Source organism: Mycoplana azooxidifex (assembly GCF_014196765.1).
Taxonomy (GTDB): Bacteria; Pseudomonadota; Alphaproteobacteria; order Rhizobiales; family Rhizobiaceae; genus Mycoplana; species Mycoplana azooxidifex.
Map to the genome: position 1 here is coordinate 1 of NZ_JACIEE010000014.1, position 18,123 is coordinate 18,123.

The 18,123-nt window shown below is 60.1% G+C and carries 13 protein-coding genes and 4 pseudogenes; 7 read left to right on the forward strand and 10 right to left on the reverse strand.

Annotation, left to right across the window (positions count from 1 at the left end):
- Positions 1 to 539: pseudogene (locus GGQ64_RS24970) on the forward strand (epoxide hydrolase); the annotation flags it as partial.
- A 116-nt stretch (positions 540 to 655) separates the two neighbouring features.
- Here the strand turns inward: GGQ64_RS24970 and GGQ64_RS24975 are convergent.
- The 3 pseudogenes from GGQ64_RS24975 to GGQ64_RS28385 form a co-directional block, all read right to left on the reverse strand.
- A pseudogene (locus tag GGQ64_RS24975) lies at positions 656 to 1,066 on the reverse strand (ATP-binding protein); the annotation flags it as partial.
- A gap of 14 nt (positions 1,067 to 1,080) precedes the next feature.
- Positions 1,081 to 2,366: pseudogene (gene tnpC, locus GGQ64_RS24980) on the reverse strand (IS66 family transposase); the annotation flags it as partial.
- Positions 2,363 to 2,674: pseudogene (locus GGQ64_RS28385) on the reverse strand (hypothetical protein); the annotation flags it as partial. The pseudogenes GGQ64_RS28385 and tnpC, both read right to left, overlap by 4 nt.
- Positions 2,675 to 2,772: 98 nt before the next feature.
- Here GGQ64_RS28385 and GGQ64_RS24995 point away from each other — a divergent pair.
- Positions 2,773 to 3,234 (forward strand): hypothetical protein, encoded by a 462-nt coding sequence (locus GGQ64_RS24995; protein WP_183808043.1) that lies wholly within the window; start codon positions 2,773 to 2,775, stop codon positions 3,232 to 3,234.
- Here the strand turns inward: GGQ64_RS24995 and GGQ64_RS25000 are convergent.
- The 3 genes from GGQ64_RS25000 to GGQ64_RS25010 all read right to left on the reverse strand — a co-directional run bounded on the left by GGQ64_RS25000 (position 3,231) and on the right by GGQ64_RS25010 (position 5,409).
- Positions 3,231 to 4,235, reverse strand: coding sequence for an MvdC/MvdD family ATP grasp protein (locus GGQ64_RS25000; protein ID WP_183808044.1), 1,005 nt, complete (start codon positions 4,233 to 4,235; stop codon positions 3,231 to 3,233). The genes GGQ64_RS24995 and GGQ64_RS25000 overlap by 4 nt on opposite strands.
- 89 nt (positions 4,236 to 4,324) lie before the next feature.
- The gene (locus GGQ64_RS25005; RefSeq protein WP_183808045.1) at positions 4,325 to 4,915 is read right to left on the reverse strand and encodes a hypothetical protein; all 591 of its coding nucleotides are present in this window, start codon (positions 4,913 to 4,915) and stop codon (positions 4,325 to 4,327) included.
- 179 nt (positions 4,916 to 5,094) lie between these two features.
- Positions 5,095 to 5,409, reverse strand: coding sequence for a DDE-type integrase/transposase/recombinase (locus GGQ64_RS25010; protein WP_343059572.1), 315 nt, complete (start codon positions 5,407 to 5,409; stop codon positions 5,095 to 5,097).
- On the opposite strand from GGQ64_RS25010, the gene GGQ64_RS28390 reads away from it, so the two are divergent.
- From GGQ64_RS28390 to GGQ64_RS25035, 4 genes are read left to right on the forward strand one after another with little or no spacing between them, the layout of a single operon-like run.
- A complete protein-coding gene (locus tag GGQ64_RS28390) occupies positions 5,332 to 6,054 on the forward strand; it encodes a transposase (protein WP_425488541.1) in 723 nt (240 codons plus the stop codon). The genes GGQ64_RS25010 and GGQ64_RS28390 overlap by 78 nt on opposite strands.
- The gene (locus tag GGQ64_RS25025) at positions 5,945 to 6,196 is read left to right on the forward strand and encodes a FitA-like ribbon-helix-helix domain-containing protein (protein WP_183808046.1); all 252 of its coding nucleotides are present in this window, start codon (positions 5,945 to 5,947) and stop codon (positions 6,194 to 6,196) included. The genes GGQ64_RS28390 and GGQ64_RS25025 overlap by 110 nt, the downstream gene beginning before the upstream one ends.
- Complete coding sequence (locus tag GGQ64_RS25030) at positions 6,193 to 6,615, forward strand: type II toxin-antitoxin system VapC family toxin (protein WP_183808047.1); 423 nt, start codon at positions 6,193 to 6,195, stop codon at positions 6,613 to 6,615. Before GGQ64_RS25025 ends, GGQ64_RS25030 begins: the two co-directional genes overlap by 4 nt.
- 1 nt (position 6,616) lies before the next feature.
- Positions 6,617 to 7,792 carry a tyrosine-type recombinase/integrase gene (locus GGQ64_RS25035; protein ID WP_343059573.1) on the forward strand — a complete coding sequence of 392 codons (1,176 nt, stop codon included), beginning with the start codon at positions 6,617 to 6,619 and terminating at the stop codon, positions 7,790 to 7,792.
- 73 nt (positions 7,793 to 7,865) lie between these two features.
- On the opposite strand, the gene GGQ64_RS25040 is transcribed toward GGQ64_RS25035, so the two are convergent.
- From GGQ64_RS25040 to GGQ64_RS25055, 4 genes are all read right to left on the reverse strand, one after another.
- Positions 7,866 to 9,554, reverse strand: coding sequence for an ATP-binding protein (locus GGQ64_RS25040; protein WP_484549460.1), 1,689 nt, complete (start codon positions 9,552 to 9,554; stop codon positions 7,866 to 7,868).
- A 96-nt stretch (positions 9,555 to 9,650) separates the two neighbouring features.
- Positions 9,651 to 11,354 carry a YyaL domain-containing protein gene (locus tag GGQ64_RS25045; RefSeq protein WP_183808049.1) on the reverse strand — a complete coding sequence of 568 codons (1,704 nt, stop codon included), beginning with the start codon at positions 11,352 to 11,354 and terminating at the stop codon, positions 9,651 to 9,653.
- A gap of 77 nt (positions 11,355 to 11,431) precedes the next feature.
- Positions 11,432 to 14,446 carry an autotransporter family protein gene (locus GGQ64_RS25050; protein WP_183808050.1) on the reverse strand — a complete coding sequence of 1,005 codons (3,015 nt, stop codon included), beginning with the start codon at positions 14,444 to 14,446 and terminating at the stop codon, positions 11,432 to 11,434.
- A gap of 165 nt (positions 14,447 to 14,611) precedes the next feature.
- Positions 14,612 to 15,859 carry a hypothetical protein gene (locus GGQ64_RS25055; RefSeq protein WP_246422926.1) on the reverse strand — a complete coding sequence of 416 codons (1,248 nt, stop codon included), beginning with the start codon at positions 15,857 to 15,859 and terminating at the stop codon, positions 14,612 to 14,614.
- Positions 15,860 to 16,305: 446 nt separating this feature from the next.
- Between GGQ64_RS25055 and GGQ64_RS25060 the strand changes: the two genes are divergently transcribed.
- Positions 16,306 to 17,961: an arylsulfatase gene (locus tag GGQ64_RS25060; protein ID WP_183808051.1), complete on the forward strand. Its 1,656-nt coding sequence runs from the start codon at positions 16,306 to 16,308 to the stop codon at positions 17,959 to 17,961.
- The last annotated feature ends 162 nt before the right edge of the window (positions 17,962 to 18,123 follow it).

Here is an 18,123-nt window from a genome sequence, read left to right on the forward strand (position 1 = left end):
CGTTGAAAGACGGAGATCCGGCCCCGTCAAACCTGACCGCCGAGGAAAGGGCGGTGTTTGACGAGGCCAGGGAGTATCTGAACAAGGGCTTCGGGTTTGCGGCAATCATGGGAACGCGTCCGCAAACCATTGGATACGGTCTTGCCGACTCCCCCGCAGGTTTGGCAGCGTGGTTCTATGACAAGATCGCTGACTGGGTGTTCACCCGCGGAGAGCCGGAGCTTGCACTGAGCCGCGACGAGATACTCGACAACATCACACTCTACTGGCTTACGAACACCGGAACCTCGAGCGGCCGGATCTACTGGGAAAATGTCAATGCCCCCAAGAGCAATTCGACCGGCATCACGATCCCCGCAGCGGTGACAATTTTCCCGGGTGAGGTTTACAGACCGCCGAGGAATTGGGCTGAACGGACCTATCGCAACCTCGTCTACTATAACCGCGCGGACAGGGGCGGACACTTTGCCGCCTGGGAAGCACCCGAGGTATTTACCGCCGAAGTGCGCGCCGCTTTCCGGTCCCTTCGTCGATCCTGACGCGCCGATGCCGGCGCACGAGTCGAAGAGTGCTACTGCACGCCTGTTGGTTTCCACGCGGAACTGAGCCGGTTTTTCCACCGAGAAGTGAGCCACCTCTGAGTATGGTTTTCTGATCAGGGTTTGGTCAAGGGATTGGCCTTTTCTCCTCTCTTCTGTGCTGCCGCGGCCGAGCTGGCCTTGAAGCGGAAGCTGTCGTTCCCGGTTTCCAGGATATGGCAACGGTGGGTCAGGCGGTCGAGGAGAGCGGTCGTCATCGTGGCGTCACCGAAGACCGTGGCCCATTCGCTGAAGCTGAGGTTGGTGGTGATGATGACGCTGGTGCGCTCATAAAGCTTGCTCAGCAGGTGGAAGAGCAGCGCTCCGCCTGAAGCACTGAACGGAAGGTATCCGAGCTGATCGAGTATCAGCAGATCGAGGCGAACCAGCGTCTCGGCGATCTGGCCTGCCTTTCCTTTGGCCTTCTCCTGCTCGAGAGCGTTGACCAATTCGATGGTCGAGAAGAAGCGGATCTTTCGGCGGTGATGTCAGGTTAACCGGCGATGAATTCCAGCGCCATCGGCGAGATCGGCGCGACGTTCCTTCCCCGATTGGCACTCGCGGCGATGTCGGCGAGCACGAAGAACTTGCGTCTCGCGTGCAACCAGCATAGCGCCTGCGTCAGAGGAGCGGGATTGCGATCAACCTTGAACAGCGGATTGTAACCGCCATAGGCATCCGCCTGCAGAATGCCGGTGAAGGTCTTCAGGTGGCGCTCGGGATGCTCCTGCCGCCGGTCTCGTGAGGCATAAAACAGAGCAGCAGGTGGTGACTGCCCGCCGAACGGCCGGTCATCCTTGACATAGGTCCATATGCGCCCTGTATCGGCCTTTCCCTTCGCCAGGATCGGCACGGTAGTGTCATCGCCATGCAGCCGCTCGGCAGCCAGGACATGTGCTTCGATCAGCGAATGGATGGGCTTGAGCGCAGCGGCACAAGCGCCAACCTGATCGGCTAGCGTCGATAGGCTGAGATCGATCCCCTCTCGGGCATAGCGTTCGCTCTGGCGATTGAGCGGTTGATGCTGGGCGAACTTCTCGAACAGGATCATGGCCAGCAGGTTCGGCCCGGCAAAGCCACGCGGCGTCACATGGAAAGGTGCTGGCGGTTGGGTAATTCTCTCACATCCGCGACAGGTGAACTTCTCCCGCACTGTCTGGATCACCTTCCACTGACGCGGGATCACCTCGAGTGTCTCGGTGATGTCTTCCCCCAGCTTCGACAGCTTGGTGGAACCGCAGCAAGGGCAGCTCGTCGAGGCGGAGATGACGACCCGCTCGCGCGGCAAGTGTTCAGGAAAGGACTTGCGTGACGGCGTTTGCGCTCGAAGGCCCTGACGACCGAGGCTTTGGCAGCCATCTCCGCCGCCAGCTCATCTTCGCCAGCGTTGGCTTCAAGTTCCTCGAGTTGCAGCTCCATCTGCTCGAGGAGCCGCGCCTTGCGCTCGGAGCGGCTGCCGTAAAGCTCACGGCGGACCTTCTCTATCTCCAGCTTCAGCCGCGCGATCAGTGCTTCGGAATGCGATACGAGCGCCTTTGCGCTGGCAGCTTCCGCCTTGGCGGTCGCCGCTTCAGCCAGCTTCTTCGTGAACAGGCAGGCTTTCTGGCCGTCATGCCAGATGACCTTGATCAGGCCACCACCGCGACCGCGGAACACAAACAGGTGTCCGCACATCGGATCGCGCTTCAGCGTCTCCTGTACCATCAGCGAAAGGCCAGGGAAGCCTTTGCGCATATCGGTATGGCCCGTCGACAGCCAGACCTTCACGCCAACAGGAACCGGTATCATCGCCGTCCCAGCACACAATCAAGAATGCGACCCAGCGCCTCCGTGTCGACGTCGCTGTCCACCCGGACACGCCGACCACGGCCCAGCTCAATCGTCACGTCGCTACACCTCCGGCGGGAAGATGACGGGACCGGCGCTTCCGAGGGAGCGGGCTGGGATGCCGGCGCGGCTTCCGACACAATCACAGGCACCAAGGTGTTCGTAGTCTCCGTTCTCGGCTCCTCGATCTGGCACAGTTCCTTGCGCCAACGGACGAGCTGGCCGACATGGATACCGGCCGCACGGGCAATCTCGGAAAGCACCGCGCCCGGCTCGAGACCAGCGTCGCCGGCGCTCGATAGATGTGATCACTTCAATCGGCTGCTTCGTCATAGGACTACTCCTAGTGTTTGCACTAGGACTTCCGATGTTCGCTATCACCGAACAAGGCGGCACTCACCGTGGGCTTGCGGTACGCCAGTCGCAAGTCCATGTGCATCACGCCAGGAAGCCGTTGAATGGGCGAGAGAAGCACTGGCGACAATTCTGGTCACCATTTGATCGCCAGAAACTAAGTCCCAATACCGCCAAGCCTGCAGTTGCGATCTTAGAGTACGATGACATCAGTTATCCCGTACCCTTGGAGTACCTCGAGATAGTCAAAGACGAGCTCCGCACCTTGGGGCGCGACTATGCGAAACAACGTTTGGAAGATCTACGACAGGTCTATGCCGGAGGTGGACGATTGACAGGCCAATTGATGGAAGGACTGTCGGACGAGCAGCATGCCGAACTAACTATGGTGTTTTCGATGGCGATGCTCAATGAGATCCCACGCTGGCCAGAGAAGGTTGAGGGAATTCCTTCACAGGCAGTCTCACGGCACTAGGAGCGTCTACCTCCCGAGTTCGCGAGGTGTCCTGCAATCGCCTTGTTAATGGCGAGGCCCGTTAGGTCTTCTACCCAACCGTACTGGCCATTGGGGTTAATCTCTAAGAAATAGTATCGGCCGTCCTTGCCCTTGACGAGGTCGATCGCGCCAAATGTCAGTGCCAATGATTTGACGAGATCGAGACACTGCCTCTCAACGTGGGGTGGCAGTTCGTGCGCCTTATGTTCAAGGGCCGATGGATCCTTTCCTCTCCGCCAGTCAATAGTGGTTTCAGGAGTTGTCTGCGAGTGAATTTCGGCCGAAAATGCCTTGTCTCCGACGACCGTGACCCGAATGTCCAATGCCTTCTCAATATGTTGCTGAAGGAGGGCGGGGCACATTGAAAGCCGCTGGAGGCCAGCATCGATCGTAGATTCATCCAGTAGCGTTGTGTAGATCTCGCGGGTAACAATGAGCTCTTCCCACGGTCCTGAACGTGTACCCAGGTAGCGACCGCCAATGGGTTTGTAGACAACCTTGCAATCAATTGAATCGACAAACTTCCGCGCTTCACGCTCGTCATTAGTGAAAATCGTTCTCGGAATTTGCATCCCAAGACGCGCAGCTAACCTCAACTGCTTCAGTTTGTTTGACGAAATGCGGACTTGCTCGATAGGGTTCATCCAGCGTGCATGCCCGAGAGCATCGTAAAGTCCCTGAACCCCCGAATGGATCTCATGGAAGGTGAATTCACGTTCGTCTGGATCGATGTCCTGTCTCATCTTTGGGGGATCAGGTTTCCGATACCACACAGCTGTCACGTCCGAAGCTCGAATTATCGATCCACCGTCAACTGTGATGCTGCAGTGGTCGGATGTGTTTCCCAATACCTGAGAGACACTCGACTTTGTGGGAAAGTCGGCGACGTTGAAGAGACTGTGGGCGATGCCCAACGTGTCTAGCTCCACCATGACGTAGTACGCTTGGATGTCTTTTCTGTCGCTTACAATGAGGATCATGACCGTAAACTTTGGAGAACGGATTGCTCCAGTTGAAGCAATCCGTGAGGTCAAGCATTCGAGGACAAAACAGGCATCAGATCTGGTGACTATTCCCAGAGTGCCGTGTTCTTACAATCGGCACCTGCTGCATCCTCACGATGACCAACACCATACCAGGTCGTCTTGTAGGACTGGACATAGGATTCGCATCGCCTCGGCATTGGAGATGCGCCTTGATCCGCAGCCATCAGTGAACGGACGCGGGAAAGCAGGTCCTCCCGAGAAAGGCCCTCAAGTTCTGAGAGATCCATCGGTGTATGAACAGGCGACACGGCTGTCATTCCAGCGAATGTGCCTCCAGTCGTGCTGATGACCTCGGAAGCAATCAGGAGTTTCTTGGTCTCAGACTCGCGTATATCCGCCTTAAATGGAATCTCATATGCCTGGACGGCTTCTCCCGCGACAGCAAATCCGCTGGCCACTCCTGACGAGACGAATTGATCTGAACGCAAGTAAAACACGCGCTCAGTCGGAATTCTTACCTCATTGCCTTCCAGTTTGAAGCCACAATAGACAATTCCAATAATTCCGTCAGAAGAACTCCCTGAGGGGTCTGGCAGAGGGAGCCCATACAATGTCATTGTTTGCGCAGGTGATTTTTCTGAAGAATGCGAACTTCCATGCGAAATAGCGCTCATGTCCGCCTCCAAAAGAATTCGTACACGACATCTAGTGCTTGCACCTGTATGGATATTCACCTTTATAAGCTACAGCTAAAGGTGATAATTATCAAGCATGCTTCCCGGACCGAACTTAGGCTTTCAGCTGGTGATGTCAGGTTAAATTCTTGATCCGCGCTTTCGACATGACGCGTGGCTCAGGCAGTTGTCCCGGTCACAGCCTTCCAATGCGCGATCGCCCTGAGGCGATGCAAATGGACGGGAATAGCTGAGCGTTTTGAACGAGGCGGCACGAAGAGATTTCGGACCGCCGAAAAGACGCTCGTGAAGCGTTGCAATGCGCCTGGCGAGCGAAACCGTTGCACCAGCCGCTCCCGTTTTCGCAGTGGCAAATGTGAATTTTCGGCGCGATTGTTCAGCCCTTTGTGTGATCGATGCTCGACGGTCGGCATGATCTGACGCCGTGCCGCGCCGTAGGAACGAAGCTTGTCGGTGACGATGCGCTTCGGCACCCGGCCCTTCGTCGACGCGCCACCGAACAAAACAATGAGCTCTCTGCCATAATAGGCATTGATGACTTTGCCTTCAGGCGTGGGCAGACCTATGGAACGATCGTGTGTGACTTGGAGCGCAGGCGACCGGTCATCCTGCTGCCTGACCGAACTCTGGAAACCTCTCGCGCCTGGCTCGCTGCACACCCATCGATATCGACCGTCGCGCGCGACCGCGGCGGCGGATATGGCGAAGCAATCCCACTCCGAGACGGTCTGAAACGAGACATCTATGCCACGCTCGGCAAGCGGATCTTCGACGTCACGCAGGCTGAGAGCAAACCGATAGTAAAGCCATACCGCGTGGGCAATGATCTCAGCGGGCAAGTATCGATAGTGACCGCTTTGGCGGCGGAAGTGGGTAAGGCGGTGCATTGGGGCGTTCGGAACGGGCCATGTCCGTCTGGTTTTCGCGCACAGAAACGTGTTCCCTTGAGATCAGTTACATCATTGCTTATGTTGCAATCATTGATGACTGAATTGCCGGAGACGTACCATGGCCAGCATGACGATTCGCAACATCGACGATCGGCTGAAGCAGAGGCTGCGCATCCGTGCCGCGACGCATGGCCGGTCGATGGAGGACGAGGCTCGCGACATCCTTAAAACGGTCTTGGCCCAGCAGGAACCGACACCCGGCAATCTCGCCGGCGCCATTCGCGCCCGCCTGCAGCCGCTCGGCGGCATCGAGCTGGAAATTCCGGCACGCGAGCCGATCCGTGACGCCCCGGATTTTTCCGCCGCATGATCGTTCTTGACACCAACGTCATCTCTGAGCTGCTGCTGCCGGCCCCGGAGCCTTCCGTGGTCGATTGGCTCGCAGAACAGCCGTCCGTCGCGATCTTCACGACCGCCGTCACCGAGGCCGAAATCCTCTACGGACTGCGTTTACTTCCCGATGGCCGGCGCAGACGCGAGCTCGAGGCGGCCGTCCTGCCGATCTTTGCGCAGGACCTCGCCGGTCGTGTCCTGCCGTTCGACCGCGACGCGGCCGACATCTACGCCTCGATTGCTACGGACAGGCGCAGAATTGGCCGCCCCATCAGCCAGTTCGATGCGCAGATCGCCGCCATCGCGCTTTCTCGCGGAGCAGTGCTGGCGACACGAAACGTTACCGACTTCGAGGATGTCGGCCTCAGCATCATCAACCCATGGGAGATCCTCTGAGGTGGCTGGGCACCGCACGCCACCGGACAGACCAACTGACGCAGTCCTTTGCCGTGCCGAGGAACTGGACGCGCTCGACGCCATCCTGCCGTTCGACCGCCGCGACCAGCTCGCTGCAATCCTGACTGATGATGACGTCGCCACCCTGAAGCACCTGGCCAAGGAAGGCATGGGGGCGAACACCTTGCGCGCGCTCGCCTCCGACCTCGCCTATCTCGAGGCCTGGTGTGCATTGGCCACCGGCACTCCCCTCCCCTGGCCCGCCCCCGAGGCGCTGCTGCTAAAATTCGTCGCCCACCATCTCTGGGATTCCGGCCGGCGCGAAGACGATCCGGCGCACGGGATGCCGGCGGAAGTCGAGATGGGTTTGCGAAGCCAGGGACTGCTGCGCGTCGCCGGGCCGCATGCGCCGGCAACGGTGCGGCGACGACTGACCTCCTGGTCGATCCTGACGCGCTGGCGCGGCCTTGCCGGTGCCTTCTCCACCCCATCGCTGAAGAGCGCACTGCGGCTCGCCGTCCGCGCCAGCGGGCGACCACGGCAACGCAAGAGCACGAGCGCGGTCACCGCCGACGTGCTCGCCCAGTTGCTGTCCACCTGCACCGGCGACCGGCTTGTCGACATCCGCGACCGCGCCATTCTCCTGACCGCCTTTGCCTCCGGCGGCCGACGGCGCTCGGAGGTCGCCAACCTGCGCGTCGAGGATCTGATCGAGGAGGAGGCGGTCCGCGCGGAGCCAGACGACCCGGCCTCCCCTCCCCTGCCCTGCCTGGCGATCCGCCTTGGTCGCACCAAGATGACAGGTCCGGACGACGACGCGCGGTTGCTGATGATCGGCCGGCCGGTCGAGGCACTGAAACGCTGGCTGCACGAAGCACGCATCGACAGTGGGGCGGTGTTCCGCCGCATCGATCAGTGGGGCAATGTCGACCGCCGTCCACTGACGCCGCAATCGATCAACCTGATCCTGAAATCACGCTGCGCCAAAGCGGGGCTTGATCCGCAAAAATTCTCCGCCCACGGCCTGCGCTCCGGCTACCTCACCGAAGCCGCCAATCGCGGCATACCCCTGCCGGAGGCGGTGCAGCAATCGCAGCATAGATCGCTGACCCAAGCGGCCGCCTACTACAACAATCCCGACCGCAAGCGCCGCCGGGCGGCGCGGTTGATTGCCTGAAGAAGGCTGGTCATGCCGCTACCAGCGCTGGCGTGACAGGTTCAGTAAACTGCGGCGCATCATGACATTACTTTCAATACAGTGTCGCCAACACGTGCCCAGCAGTCTTCACATCTCCCGTATCCTGTCCTTCGTCGAATTGCTCAAACACCGACCGTAACATTGCTTGCGCATCACGCGAACGCCCCCCTCTGGCCCAGAGTTGGGCGAGATCCGTGACCGTTCGCAACTCCCATGCGCGCGCGCGCATACTTCGACTTAACTCAATCGACCTCGTAAAGCATGCCTCGGCATCATCCGTTAGGGAATGCGAGAGCGACAGAAGGAGCTTCGCCCTTATACGCAGTAGCTCCGGCATGTAGCAGAAGTCGCCGTTTTTCTTGACGAGCTCGATCGTCCTGTCGATCCTTGTCACACCTTCTTCGAACTGCGCGGTGGCAGCCAGTCCCTTGATGAGCGAGATCTCCAACATCGTCGTGAACACCTCGTAGGTCGCAGCATGCAGTTTTTCCAGGGAACGCCGCACCATCTCCACCCCGGCCTTTGCGTCGCCGCGGCGGATCGCCACTTCCCCTTCGAAGCCTCGGGCGACGGAAACGTAAGGTGAAAGAAAGTGAAGTCCCGCACGCGAGATCAGCCATTCGATGTGCTGCTCGGCACTGTCCAGATCGTCGCACCACAGGAAGACGGCGATGCCCCCGAGCAAGGCGATGCATAGCGTCAAGGAATGGTCCAATTCGGCCGCTTCACCAATCGCCTTGCGCGCACGAACGTCGGCTTGCCCCGGAATGCCCTGCAGCCATAGGTTCCTCGCGAGAATCCCCCCGGCCAAGTACCTTCCCTCGAAGCCGACATAGCTCGCCGGCGTCCGCTGCGCCCGCGGTTCGCCCCTCGCCGCCTCCTCCAGTTCAATGCGCGCATTTTCCAGGTCCCCCGTGAAATGCAGCGAATTGCCCAGAAAGAAATGTCCCAGTTCGACAGTGGCGGAATCCTCCATGGTCATGGCGATTTCCGAACAACGCCTTGCATAGTGAAGGGCGGCGTTGAAGTCCCCGGTGCGCAAATTGAACATGTTCAACGGCCCCAGGACCCTTAGCTGGTCGAGTGCATCGCCGCGCTGCTCGGCGATCTCGAGACTGCGGCTGAGTGCGGCTTGCGAGCCGTCGCGCCCGCCGTGCAAATACATCCGGGAGATGCCGAGACCCGCTTGGAGGTGCATCTCCTCAATGCTGTCGCGGGAGGTATTGTCCAGAGCGGAAAGAGCGCGTTCCGACCAGCGCTGGCATTCGGGAAAGAGCGACATCACCTGGAAAACAGGCACCGCGGCAGCGGCAAGTCCGATGCCGATTCCAACATCGCCACCGTCTCCAAAGCACCATTCCAGCGCCGCGCGAACATTGTTGATGCTGACGAAGTACGGCAGACGTTCCGGCCCGGTCGACAGTGTCGGCCAGTCGGGCCCGAACTGCTCAAGCCAGCGCCGATAGTAGGTCGCGTGGCGCGCTGCCAGCCCCGCCCGATCCTCCTCGGTCTGGCATTGAAGCGCATAGGCGCGGGTCGTATCCAGTAACCGGTAGCGCATCATCGCGCCGATGGGTCGCGTTGCCAGCAACGATTTCGCAACGAGACTGTCGATTGCGCCGAATACGTCATGCTGTTCGAGCGTCGGGCTGGAGATCACCTCCAGAGCGGCATCGAGCGTGAAGTCGCCGACGAAGATCGCCATCCGCCGAAGGGCGGTACGCTCCAGTTCGGTGAGCAGCCCAAAGCTCCAGTCAAGTGTTGCTTGAAGGGTCTTCTGGCGTGGCGGCGCCGGTGATGGTCGCCGCGGCCGGTTTCTCTGCTCGCCCGACGGGCATCATCTTTCACATTGCCTGGACATTCTTTGCCTTATGCGCACGACATTGTGCAGGTACAGGCAATAGCCCGAAATAAAATGCTCGACGTCGTCGATGCGGACCCGGAAGGCATGGTGCCGGCTGAAGAAACTTCCAGCGATTCTTTGCGGCGCTTTGAAGTACATGGCCATCTCCGGATAGAAGCAGCCCAACCGCTGATGTTCGGCACGGTGATCGATCGCCTCGACCAATGCCCGGACATCATATGGCGGCGGGAGCGGATTGCCGGTGGTCTTCATCGTGTCGACGAGCAGCAGCGTCGCCATCAACAGCTCCAGAAAGGTCGGATATGCCGTTTCTCGTTCTCGAATGAATGGCAGGTTGCCGAAGCCGTTCTTCAACCCGAACTCGAAATATCGTTGTTCCGGATGATAGCGCGTGATCTCATTGGCGCAGTAGGCGAGCCAATGATCGTGATGCTTCCAGTGATCCGTGCGAATGAAATGCTCGAACGCCTTGATCGCCGACGTCAGCCAAAGCGGATCTCTGTCGATCTCGTGAAGACGAAGGAGCGCCAATACCGCCTCTCCGTCATAGAAGACGATGCGGAAGCGATCCTTGACCGCGAGAGCCTCGCCCTGAAGAACATGCACGAACGCGCCGCTCGCTGGATCAAGGAATCGCTCGACGATGCCATTGGCCAAGGCGCGGGCAACGGGCAGATAACGCGCATCGCGCGTCAGCGACGTGAATTTGGCAATCGTGAGGACCAGAACCGCCTGCGCACCGAGCTTGATTTCGCCGTGGTTCGCGTGATCCACGACGAAGAGCCGGTCGCCATCCCGTCGCATCGCGGTGCGCAGCACATGGTCGATACCCCGCGGCACGTGACGTCCGATCTCGCCGTTTCCGGTTGCCTCCCACGCCTCGAGCATCGCATAGAGTGTCCCGCAATGGCGAAGGATGTTGTAGGTGGGAATGACCGCGTCATATGCGGGGAAGTAGCCGTAGACGAAGGAACCGTCATCCCGCATCTGTCTGGTGAGGTACAAGCCGGCATTGTCGATGAGGTTTTCGATCTCGTCGGCGACCATCGGTGCGGCCCGGAGTCCCTGGCCGAAGCCGCAATCGGCAAGGATGCGGACCTCGCCCGTCCGATCGCTAAACAGGCTCTTCGTATCGAACAGGTACCATGCGGGCTGTTGCTGCACGCCGCTGGAAAGCGGCGGCTGTTTGCGTGACGTCTGCAGGTACCGGTTTATCCGTTCAAAGTTCAGTCCGAGCGGACGGCCGGCATCACAGACCCAGGCCGCGATACCGTTCAATTCCTGTTCAAGGAGAGCGGTATTGAAATTCGGGTCGAACGCGATGCCGTGGCGGAAGTAGTTTCGCCGTCGGCCGGACAACTCGGCAAGGACCTCCGGCGGCGTGGCGAAACGAATGGAGTGTACGACGTCGATCTTGATCCATTGCCAGCGATTTTCATCGGGCATTCGCTTCCTGAGGTGTGCGATGGCCGCGCGCCAGGCGGTGTCCAGCGTGTTTCCGACGCCCGTGGCGCAGATCGCCCGGGTTTGGGCATCCGAAACAGACACGATCAGGACGAGCTTGGGCTTGCGCCGAAAGTGCGATGAAGTGCCGTCGATGGCTTCCCCCTCGAGAGCGGCGGCCGCCTGGCGAAGGTTCGCGAGCACTCTCTCTGTCGGAACTTGCAGTTTGGTCATCCTCCAGGTTCCGCGACCGCACACCCCCTGCGCCACGTCTCACAGCTTCACAAGCGGCGCGCGACCGGGCAGCTACGTCACCACCTGATACGCAGGCCCACATTCCCCTCGATGCCATGGAAGTCATTTCCCGAAACGTCCATGTTGTATGACACGTTTGCGTAGATGCGTGTGTTCTGGTCGAAATCCGCTGTAAGCCCGGTGCCAAGCTCCAACGTGGTTGCCTCTCGCGTCGAGGTGAAGCCAGTGGCGTTGAATGCGACTGTGCTGTCGGCGCCAAATTCGTGCCAGAGGTTGGCGAGAAGGAATGGATTGACCTTCGCGCCGTTCACATCGTAGCTGCCGACGAGCCGTGCACCGATGCGCCCCGTCCAGGCATTTTCATCGTCAATGGTGATGCGACCGCCGGGATCATGGACTGTGTCGAAGTCCTGATGCTGCCAAATCAACTGCGCTTGCGGCTCGATGGACCAATTCTCATGAACGTCAAATTTCGTCCCAGCCTCGAGCGAAGCCGTGAGCGCAGTTCCGTCGACATTGGAGGTGTATCGGCCGATTGAACTCGTTTCCGCGTCCAGCCAGGAATGCATGAGAACCGCGTCGACATAGCCTCCGCCGGGCCACGTGTGGGTCCAGTAGCCGCCAATGCTGTAGGCATCGATATCCAGTGTGCCGACGGTTATGTCGAAGCGACCGAGTGCAAATCCTTCGATCTCGCCGCTGGCACGACTATAGCCCAGGAAGAGGCCCAATGTATCGTCCTGGCCATTGGCATGCTCGACCTTGTAGACAGGCGCGCCGGCCTGGATACCCCAGGTCGTCCCGTCGAAACTGGGGTTCAGAATTCCTTCCAGATCCTGACTGTAGCTTTCTCCGAACATCCGCGTCCAAACGAGGTGCTTCGGATTCTCGCTGTCGAACCAGTTCTGCTCGCCGTGACGTTCGTGGAACGTCCCGAGCGTCGAGCGGAGCAGACCGCGCGATACGCTGGGGAGAACGGTGAAAATTGGAACTTCCGGCCGGTAGGACGGTATGAACCCACTCCCGCCGCCACCGTCTCCGTCTCCGTCGCCGTCCCCATCACCGTCTCCATCCCCGTCGCCATCTCCATCGCCGTCCCCGTCACCATCCCCATCGCCGTCGCCGTCTCCATCTCCGTCCCCGTCTCCATCTCCGTCTCCATCCCCGTCGCCGTCGCCGTCTCCATCGCCGTCCCCGTCCCCGTCACCATCCCCATCACCGTCGCCGTCTCCATCGCCATCGCCGTCCCCGTCGCCGTCTCCGTCGCCATCCCCATCGCCGTCGCCATCTCCGTCTCCATCCCCGTCGCCGTCTCCATCGCCGTCTCCATCGCCGTCCCCGTCCCCGTCACCATCCCCATCACCGTCGCCGTCGCCGTCTCCATCGCCATCGCCGTCCCCGTCGCCGTCTCCGTCGCCATCCCCATCGCCGTCGCCATCGCCATCACCGTCGCCGTCCCCATCTCCATCCGCGTCATCGCGGAGATGATTGCGCAGGTACCAATTTTCGGCCGTCTCATCCTCTTCGCCGCCTCTGAACAACAAGTACTCGTAGGCCCCGGCGGTGACCCGGTGGAGCAGGCGAAAGGATCTTGGCGCGGTGGTGCCGCCATTGGTCGCTTCCACGACGAGGATGCCATCTTCCTGGGTTCGCGCGCCCTCTCCGCCAACATTCTCAACACCCACTCGGGTCACACCGGACGCTTCACCGCCAGAGACGACGAGCTTGTCTGCCGGCGAAGTGTCATCGCCCAGCACCGATTGGAGGAGCAACTGCCCGGAATCGCCAAGGTAGTCGCCTTGTATCGTCAGGCTATCGGTCGTCGAGTTGGAGCCGGACGCCAGATCGATCACGCCGCTGTTCTCGACGCTCACGAGGGCAGATCCGAAGGGAAGGACCGACGTTTGACGCCCGCCGCCGAAGAGCGTGCTCGTCTCGTCGATGGTCAACGTTCCGGTGGCCGTCCCGCTGTCTCCGAGCGTAAGGTGTTCCGTCATCTGCAGGGACGAACTCTCCGTAAGGGCAATGAGCTCCCAATTCACAAGCCTCTGGGGACCGGCGCCTTGGGTATCTTCCCATGTCAGGGTGTCCCTGTTCAGTCCGCCGTCAACGCGGATTGTCTTGAGCTCGGCGTCGTCAAGGCCCCGGAACAGCGCGCGGTCGCGGTTGTCGCCCATATCGATGCCGCCGATCAAACCGCCGGTCCACACCATCGTATCCCGCCCGGTGCCCGCTTCCAGGTTGCCGGTGACCTCACCACCGGTCAGCCGAAAGGTGTCGCGGCCGGCGGCCTGCTGAACACTGGCGCTGACGCGGCCACCTTCCATGCGGAAGAGATCGTTGCCGCTCCCCTGGTCGACGCTTCCATTGATGGAGCCCGGATCGTAGTTGATGATCGTATCATCGCCGCTTCCAAGTGCGACCGTGCTCTGAATGGTGCCGTAGTTGGTTATGTCCGTCTCGCTTGCGCCGATGACGAACACCCCATTGTTGATGAATGCGCCCGAATTGTTGACGATCCCCGTCGTGCCGTCGCCGTCGATCGTTACACCGTTGTTCAGCGTTCCGCTGTTGGTGATGCTGTTATCACTGTCACCGGTAAAACTGAACGGTGAGTTGATCGCAGAACCGGCATTGTTCACGACGGAGTAGTTCCCATCTCCGGTGATGACGAGCCCATTGTTCATGTTGCCGGAATTTTCGAAAATCACAACATCGTTGTCGTCGAGCGTCACACTGTTCAGATTGCCGGCGCTGGTGACGTTAAGCAGGCCTGTGTTCGAAGCACTGAACGGTCCGTTGAAGTTCGTGCCTGCGAGGATATCAACATAGAGTTCATCGAGACCGTTGGTGGTGTATCCGGCTGGGTTTCCGTCGCAGACGACCGTGTCTCCCGAAGAAGGAGCCGCCGGATTGCAGTCCGCGAGCGCAATGCCGGCATCGGGAAGAAAGAAGATACTCGCGAGGGCGGCCTTGCGCAGCGGATGGGTCAATTTCCGGCGTGCGATGGAGGGCGGCCGGCGATGGCGTCGCTGGAACGTGTTCCTTTTACCGGACCCGCTGTTCGACATGGTTCTCTCCCCGATCCTTGCGTTCCTTCGAGATGCTATCGATGGTGATTTCGTTCGATGTTCCAAACGCTAACAGAGTGGAAGGTTAACGCTTGATCCCGCTGGGATCGCCAGCGCCGAAGCAGTGTCCCCAATTGGCTCCCGCCCGTGCGTTTCTCGCGCAAATCAAAGAAGGAGGAGCTTCTTCAGGACGGATACGACCTCCTTGTAGGGTAGCTTCGTCGCTCCTGCGACGGCGAATGGGATAAGAGCACCCGCGGCAACTGGAACCACTGCTGATCGGCTGACCAGGACGACCGACAGCTTTCGCGACGCCTCATAATGCTTCGCCGGATCCGACATCTCACTGTCAGGTTCGGGTGTGGGGTCTGAAAATACGTTTCGCCCGATTGCCTTCCGTTCTGCCGCTCTGCAGTATTGGGTCGCCTGTGCGCCAAGCAGCGCCAGCCCTCCTTCCCTGAGACGGGAAAGCGGAGGCGTAAACGCGGACAGCGGATAGGCGAAGAAGCTGATGACGATCGCCAGCCAACCGCTCATCACCATGGTGAAGGTGGTCATCGTCAAGCCTTCGTGAAGAAAGTTCTTGGCAACCGCTGCGGCCACGGCACAGCTCATCCCGAAAACAAAGAAAACATATGCATTGGGGTATTGCGCAAGAAAGGCCAGCCCGCCCTTGCCGTCAGGATGGGTAGCGACCAGGCGCAAGTCCAGCCTTGCAAGCCCACGCAACAATTGCGCCCATACGAAATGCCGCCAGATCCCGCGCAAGAAGAGGAAGACGAACAGCGGCAGGCTGAAGCATATCGACCACCATCCTGCCGCCGAGATCCTGTTGCCTGCCGGGAGGTGTTCAACCGCCCAGGAAGAGGTACCGACCGTGTGGAAGTTGAGATAGGAGAGACAGGACGCAAATATCGCCAGTAGCAAGCATACGAGTTCTGCTACGCGCGAATCGCGCTTCCGAAGCGCCGCCGAAACGATTGCCGCAGCTTCTGGAATGGACGCCGGCGCAATGATCGGTGCGCGGACCATCTGCGACAATTTCGCCTGTAACCCTCGTTCCACTTGCTGCTCGGCGAGAACAAAAGCGCCGATTCCGATGAAGAACTTCGCCCACACACCAAGATCGGCCAGATAGGCACCGCGGCCGTGGTCCAGCGAAAAGCTGCGCGGAAGGCCCAGCAGGAACGGCACGCCCCATGCCAGCGCCACGAACAGCGCAGCACGCGCGGGCGCACGCAGCGCACTTTGGCGCAGCAACTTGAGTTGTTCCTGCAATTCGAAGAACGGACCGCCATGCGAGGCAAGAAACTCGCCAAGCTCCGTCGCGTTGGAGGCCGTCCGGGGATCTTTTGGTCCCAGGTGAGAGGAGGGCTCGGAGTGAGCTTCATTCATCGCTTCGGTCACTCCCATGGGGAAGCAGATCTTGGGGCGAAACGCCGACGCATAGAAAGCCTATCTTGCTGACGGAAATGCGCAAGTCGTTCGCCCGGGAGAACATGTTCGTACCTGTTCGCACCTGTCGGTTTTAGGTGATTGAGCAAGTATGTATCGGTCGCACAGCCGCGGGAGGCGACCCCATCTGTGAGTGCAGGAGTGGCGGGAGTAACACCGCGACAATCCCAGGCAGCGACCGCACTGTCAGAACGGAACGCAAGATTTCTTGCGAGCACCACGAGGGAGACTTGTCGAGATCAGTTCCTATCCCATTTCCTGTTTGGGCCATCGATCGACGATGCCCGCTATGCTTCGTCAAATTATGAAGTTCCTGCGCTGATGGAACCGGCCGATGGCCGGTTCACGACAAGCTCGCATAGTCCCATGCTTTCCACGCATTCAAGCTGATCGAGGAGCAGAAAATGAGCTTTCCAGATGCCGAAACATCCAAGGCCGACAGTCCGCTGAACATCAATCGCCGCGATCTGCTGCTGGGCGGCACAGTGCTCGCGGCTGCCTCGGCAGCCATTGCATCAGGTGCCCCGGGCACGGCCCGGGCTCAGGAACAGCCGGCCGCCAACGGCACGAAGCCCCCGAACGTTCTCGTCATTTTCGGCGACGACATCGGCGTGCCGCAGATCAGCGCCTATACGATGGGGCTGATGGGATACCGCACGCCGAACATAGACCGGATCGCAGCCGAAGGCGCGATCTTCACGGATTCATACGGCCAGCAGAGCTGCACGGCGGGTCGCGCGTCGTTCATCCTTGGGCAGGAGCCGTTCCGCACAGGGTTGCTGACGATCGGCATGCCGGGCGACCCGCATGGCATCCAGGACTGGATGCCCACCATCGCCGACGTCATGAAATCCAAGGGCTACGCGACGGGCCAGTTCGGCAAGAACCACCTTGGCGACCGCGACGAGCATCTGCCGACCAATCACGGCTTCGACGAATTCTTCGGAAACCTCTACCATCTGAACGCGGAGGAAGAGCCCGAAGGCTACTTCTATCCGAAGGATCCGGAGTTTCGGAAGAACTTCGGTCCGCGCGGCGTCATCAAGTCAAGCGCCGACGGCAAGATCGAGGACACCGGCGCGCTGAACACCAAGCGCATGGAAACTGTCGACGAGGAGTTCCTGGCCGCAGCCAAGGATTTCATCGGCCGGCAGCATGAGGCCGACAAGCCTTTCTTCGTCTGGTTCAATGCGACGCGCATGCACGTCTTCACGCATCTCAAGCCGGACTCCCTCGGCAAGACGGGCAAGGGCATCCATGCCGACGGGATGGTCGAGCATGACGGGCACGTCGGACAGCTCCTGCAGCAGCTCGACGATCTCGGCATCGCTGAGGACACGATCGTGCTCTACACGACCGACAATGGCGCGGAGCTCGCCTTGTGGCCGGATGGTGCGATGACGCCGTTCCATGGCGAGAAGGGCACGACATGGGAAGGCGGCATGCGCATCCCGATGATGGTGCGGTGGCCGGGCGTGGTGAAACCCGGCACGCAGATCAACGAGCCGGTGACGCTGATGGACTGGATGCCGACGTTTGCGGCAGCAGCCGGAATTCTCGACCTCAAGGAGCAGATGAAGCAGGGGTTCCAGGCCGGGAACAAGAACTTCAAGGTTCATCTCGACGGATATGATCTCACCAGCCTCCTGAAAGGAGAAGCCGAAGAACCGCCGCGCGATACGGTCTACTACTTCGACCAGGGCGGCAACCTTAATGCCATCCGCTGGAATGACTGGAAACTGAGCTTCGCCATCGCCAGCCACGGAAACATCGCAACGGCAACACGCGAGACGCCTAGCTGGGCGCTGATTACCAACCTGCGCATGGACCCGTACGAGCGCGGCATGGAAGAAGGTGGCGGCGCGATGGAGTTCCTGGGGCGAAACATGTGGCTCCTCGTGCCGATACAAGCGAAGATCAAGGAGTTCTTCTCGGACTTCAATGAGTATCCGTTCCAGACGGGCAGCACGCTCAATGCCAGCGGCATCAACTATGCCTGGCTGCAGCAGCAGGCCGCGCTTCAGCGGCTGAACGAACTGGAAGGTCTGGCTCCGCGCTAATCAGACACGTGGTGGGAAGGCGGACAATCCTGCCTTCCCACAGGCCCTTCCAAATGCGCAGCGGATCAGTCGTCCTGTCCAGTTCTGTTCGGCGAGCGCCCGCACTTCGTTTCCACTGCTCACCGATCGCGCCTGCGTTTCTTCGGCAACGTCGTCAGTCGC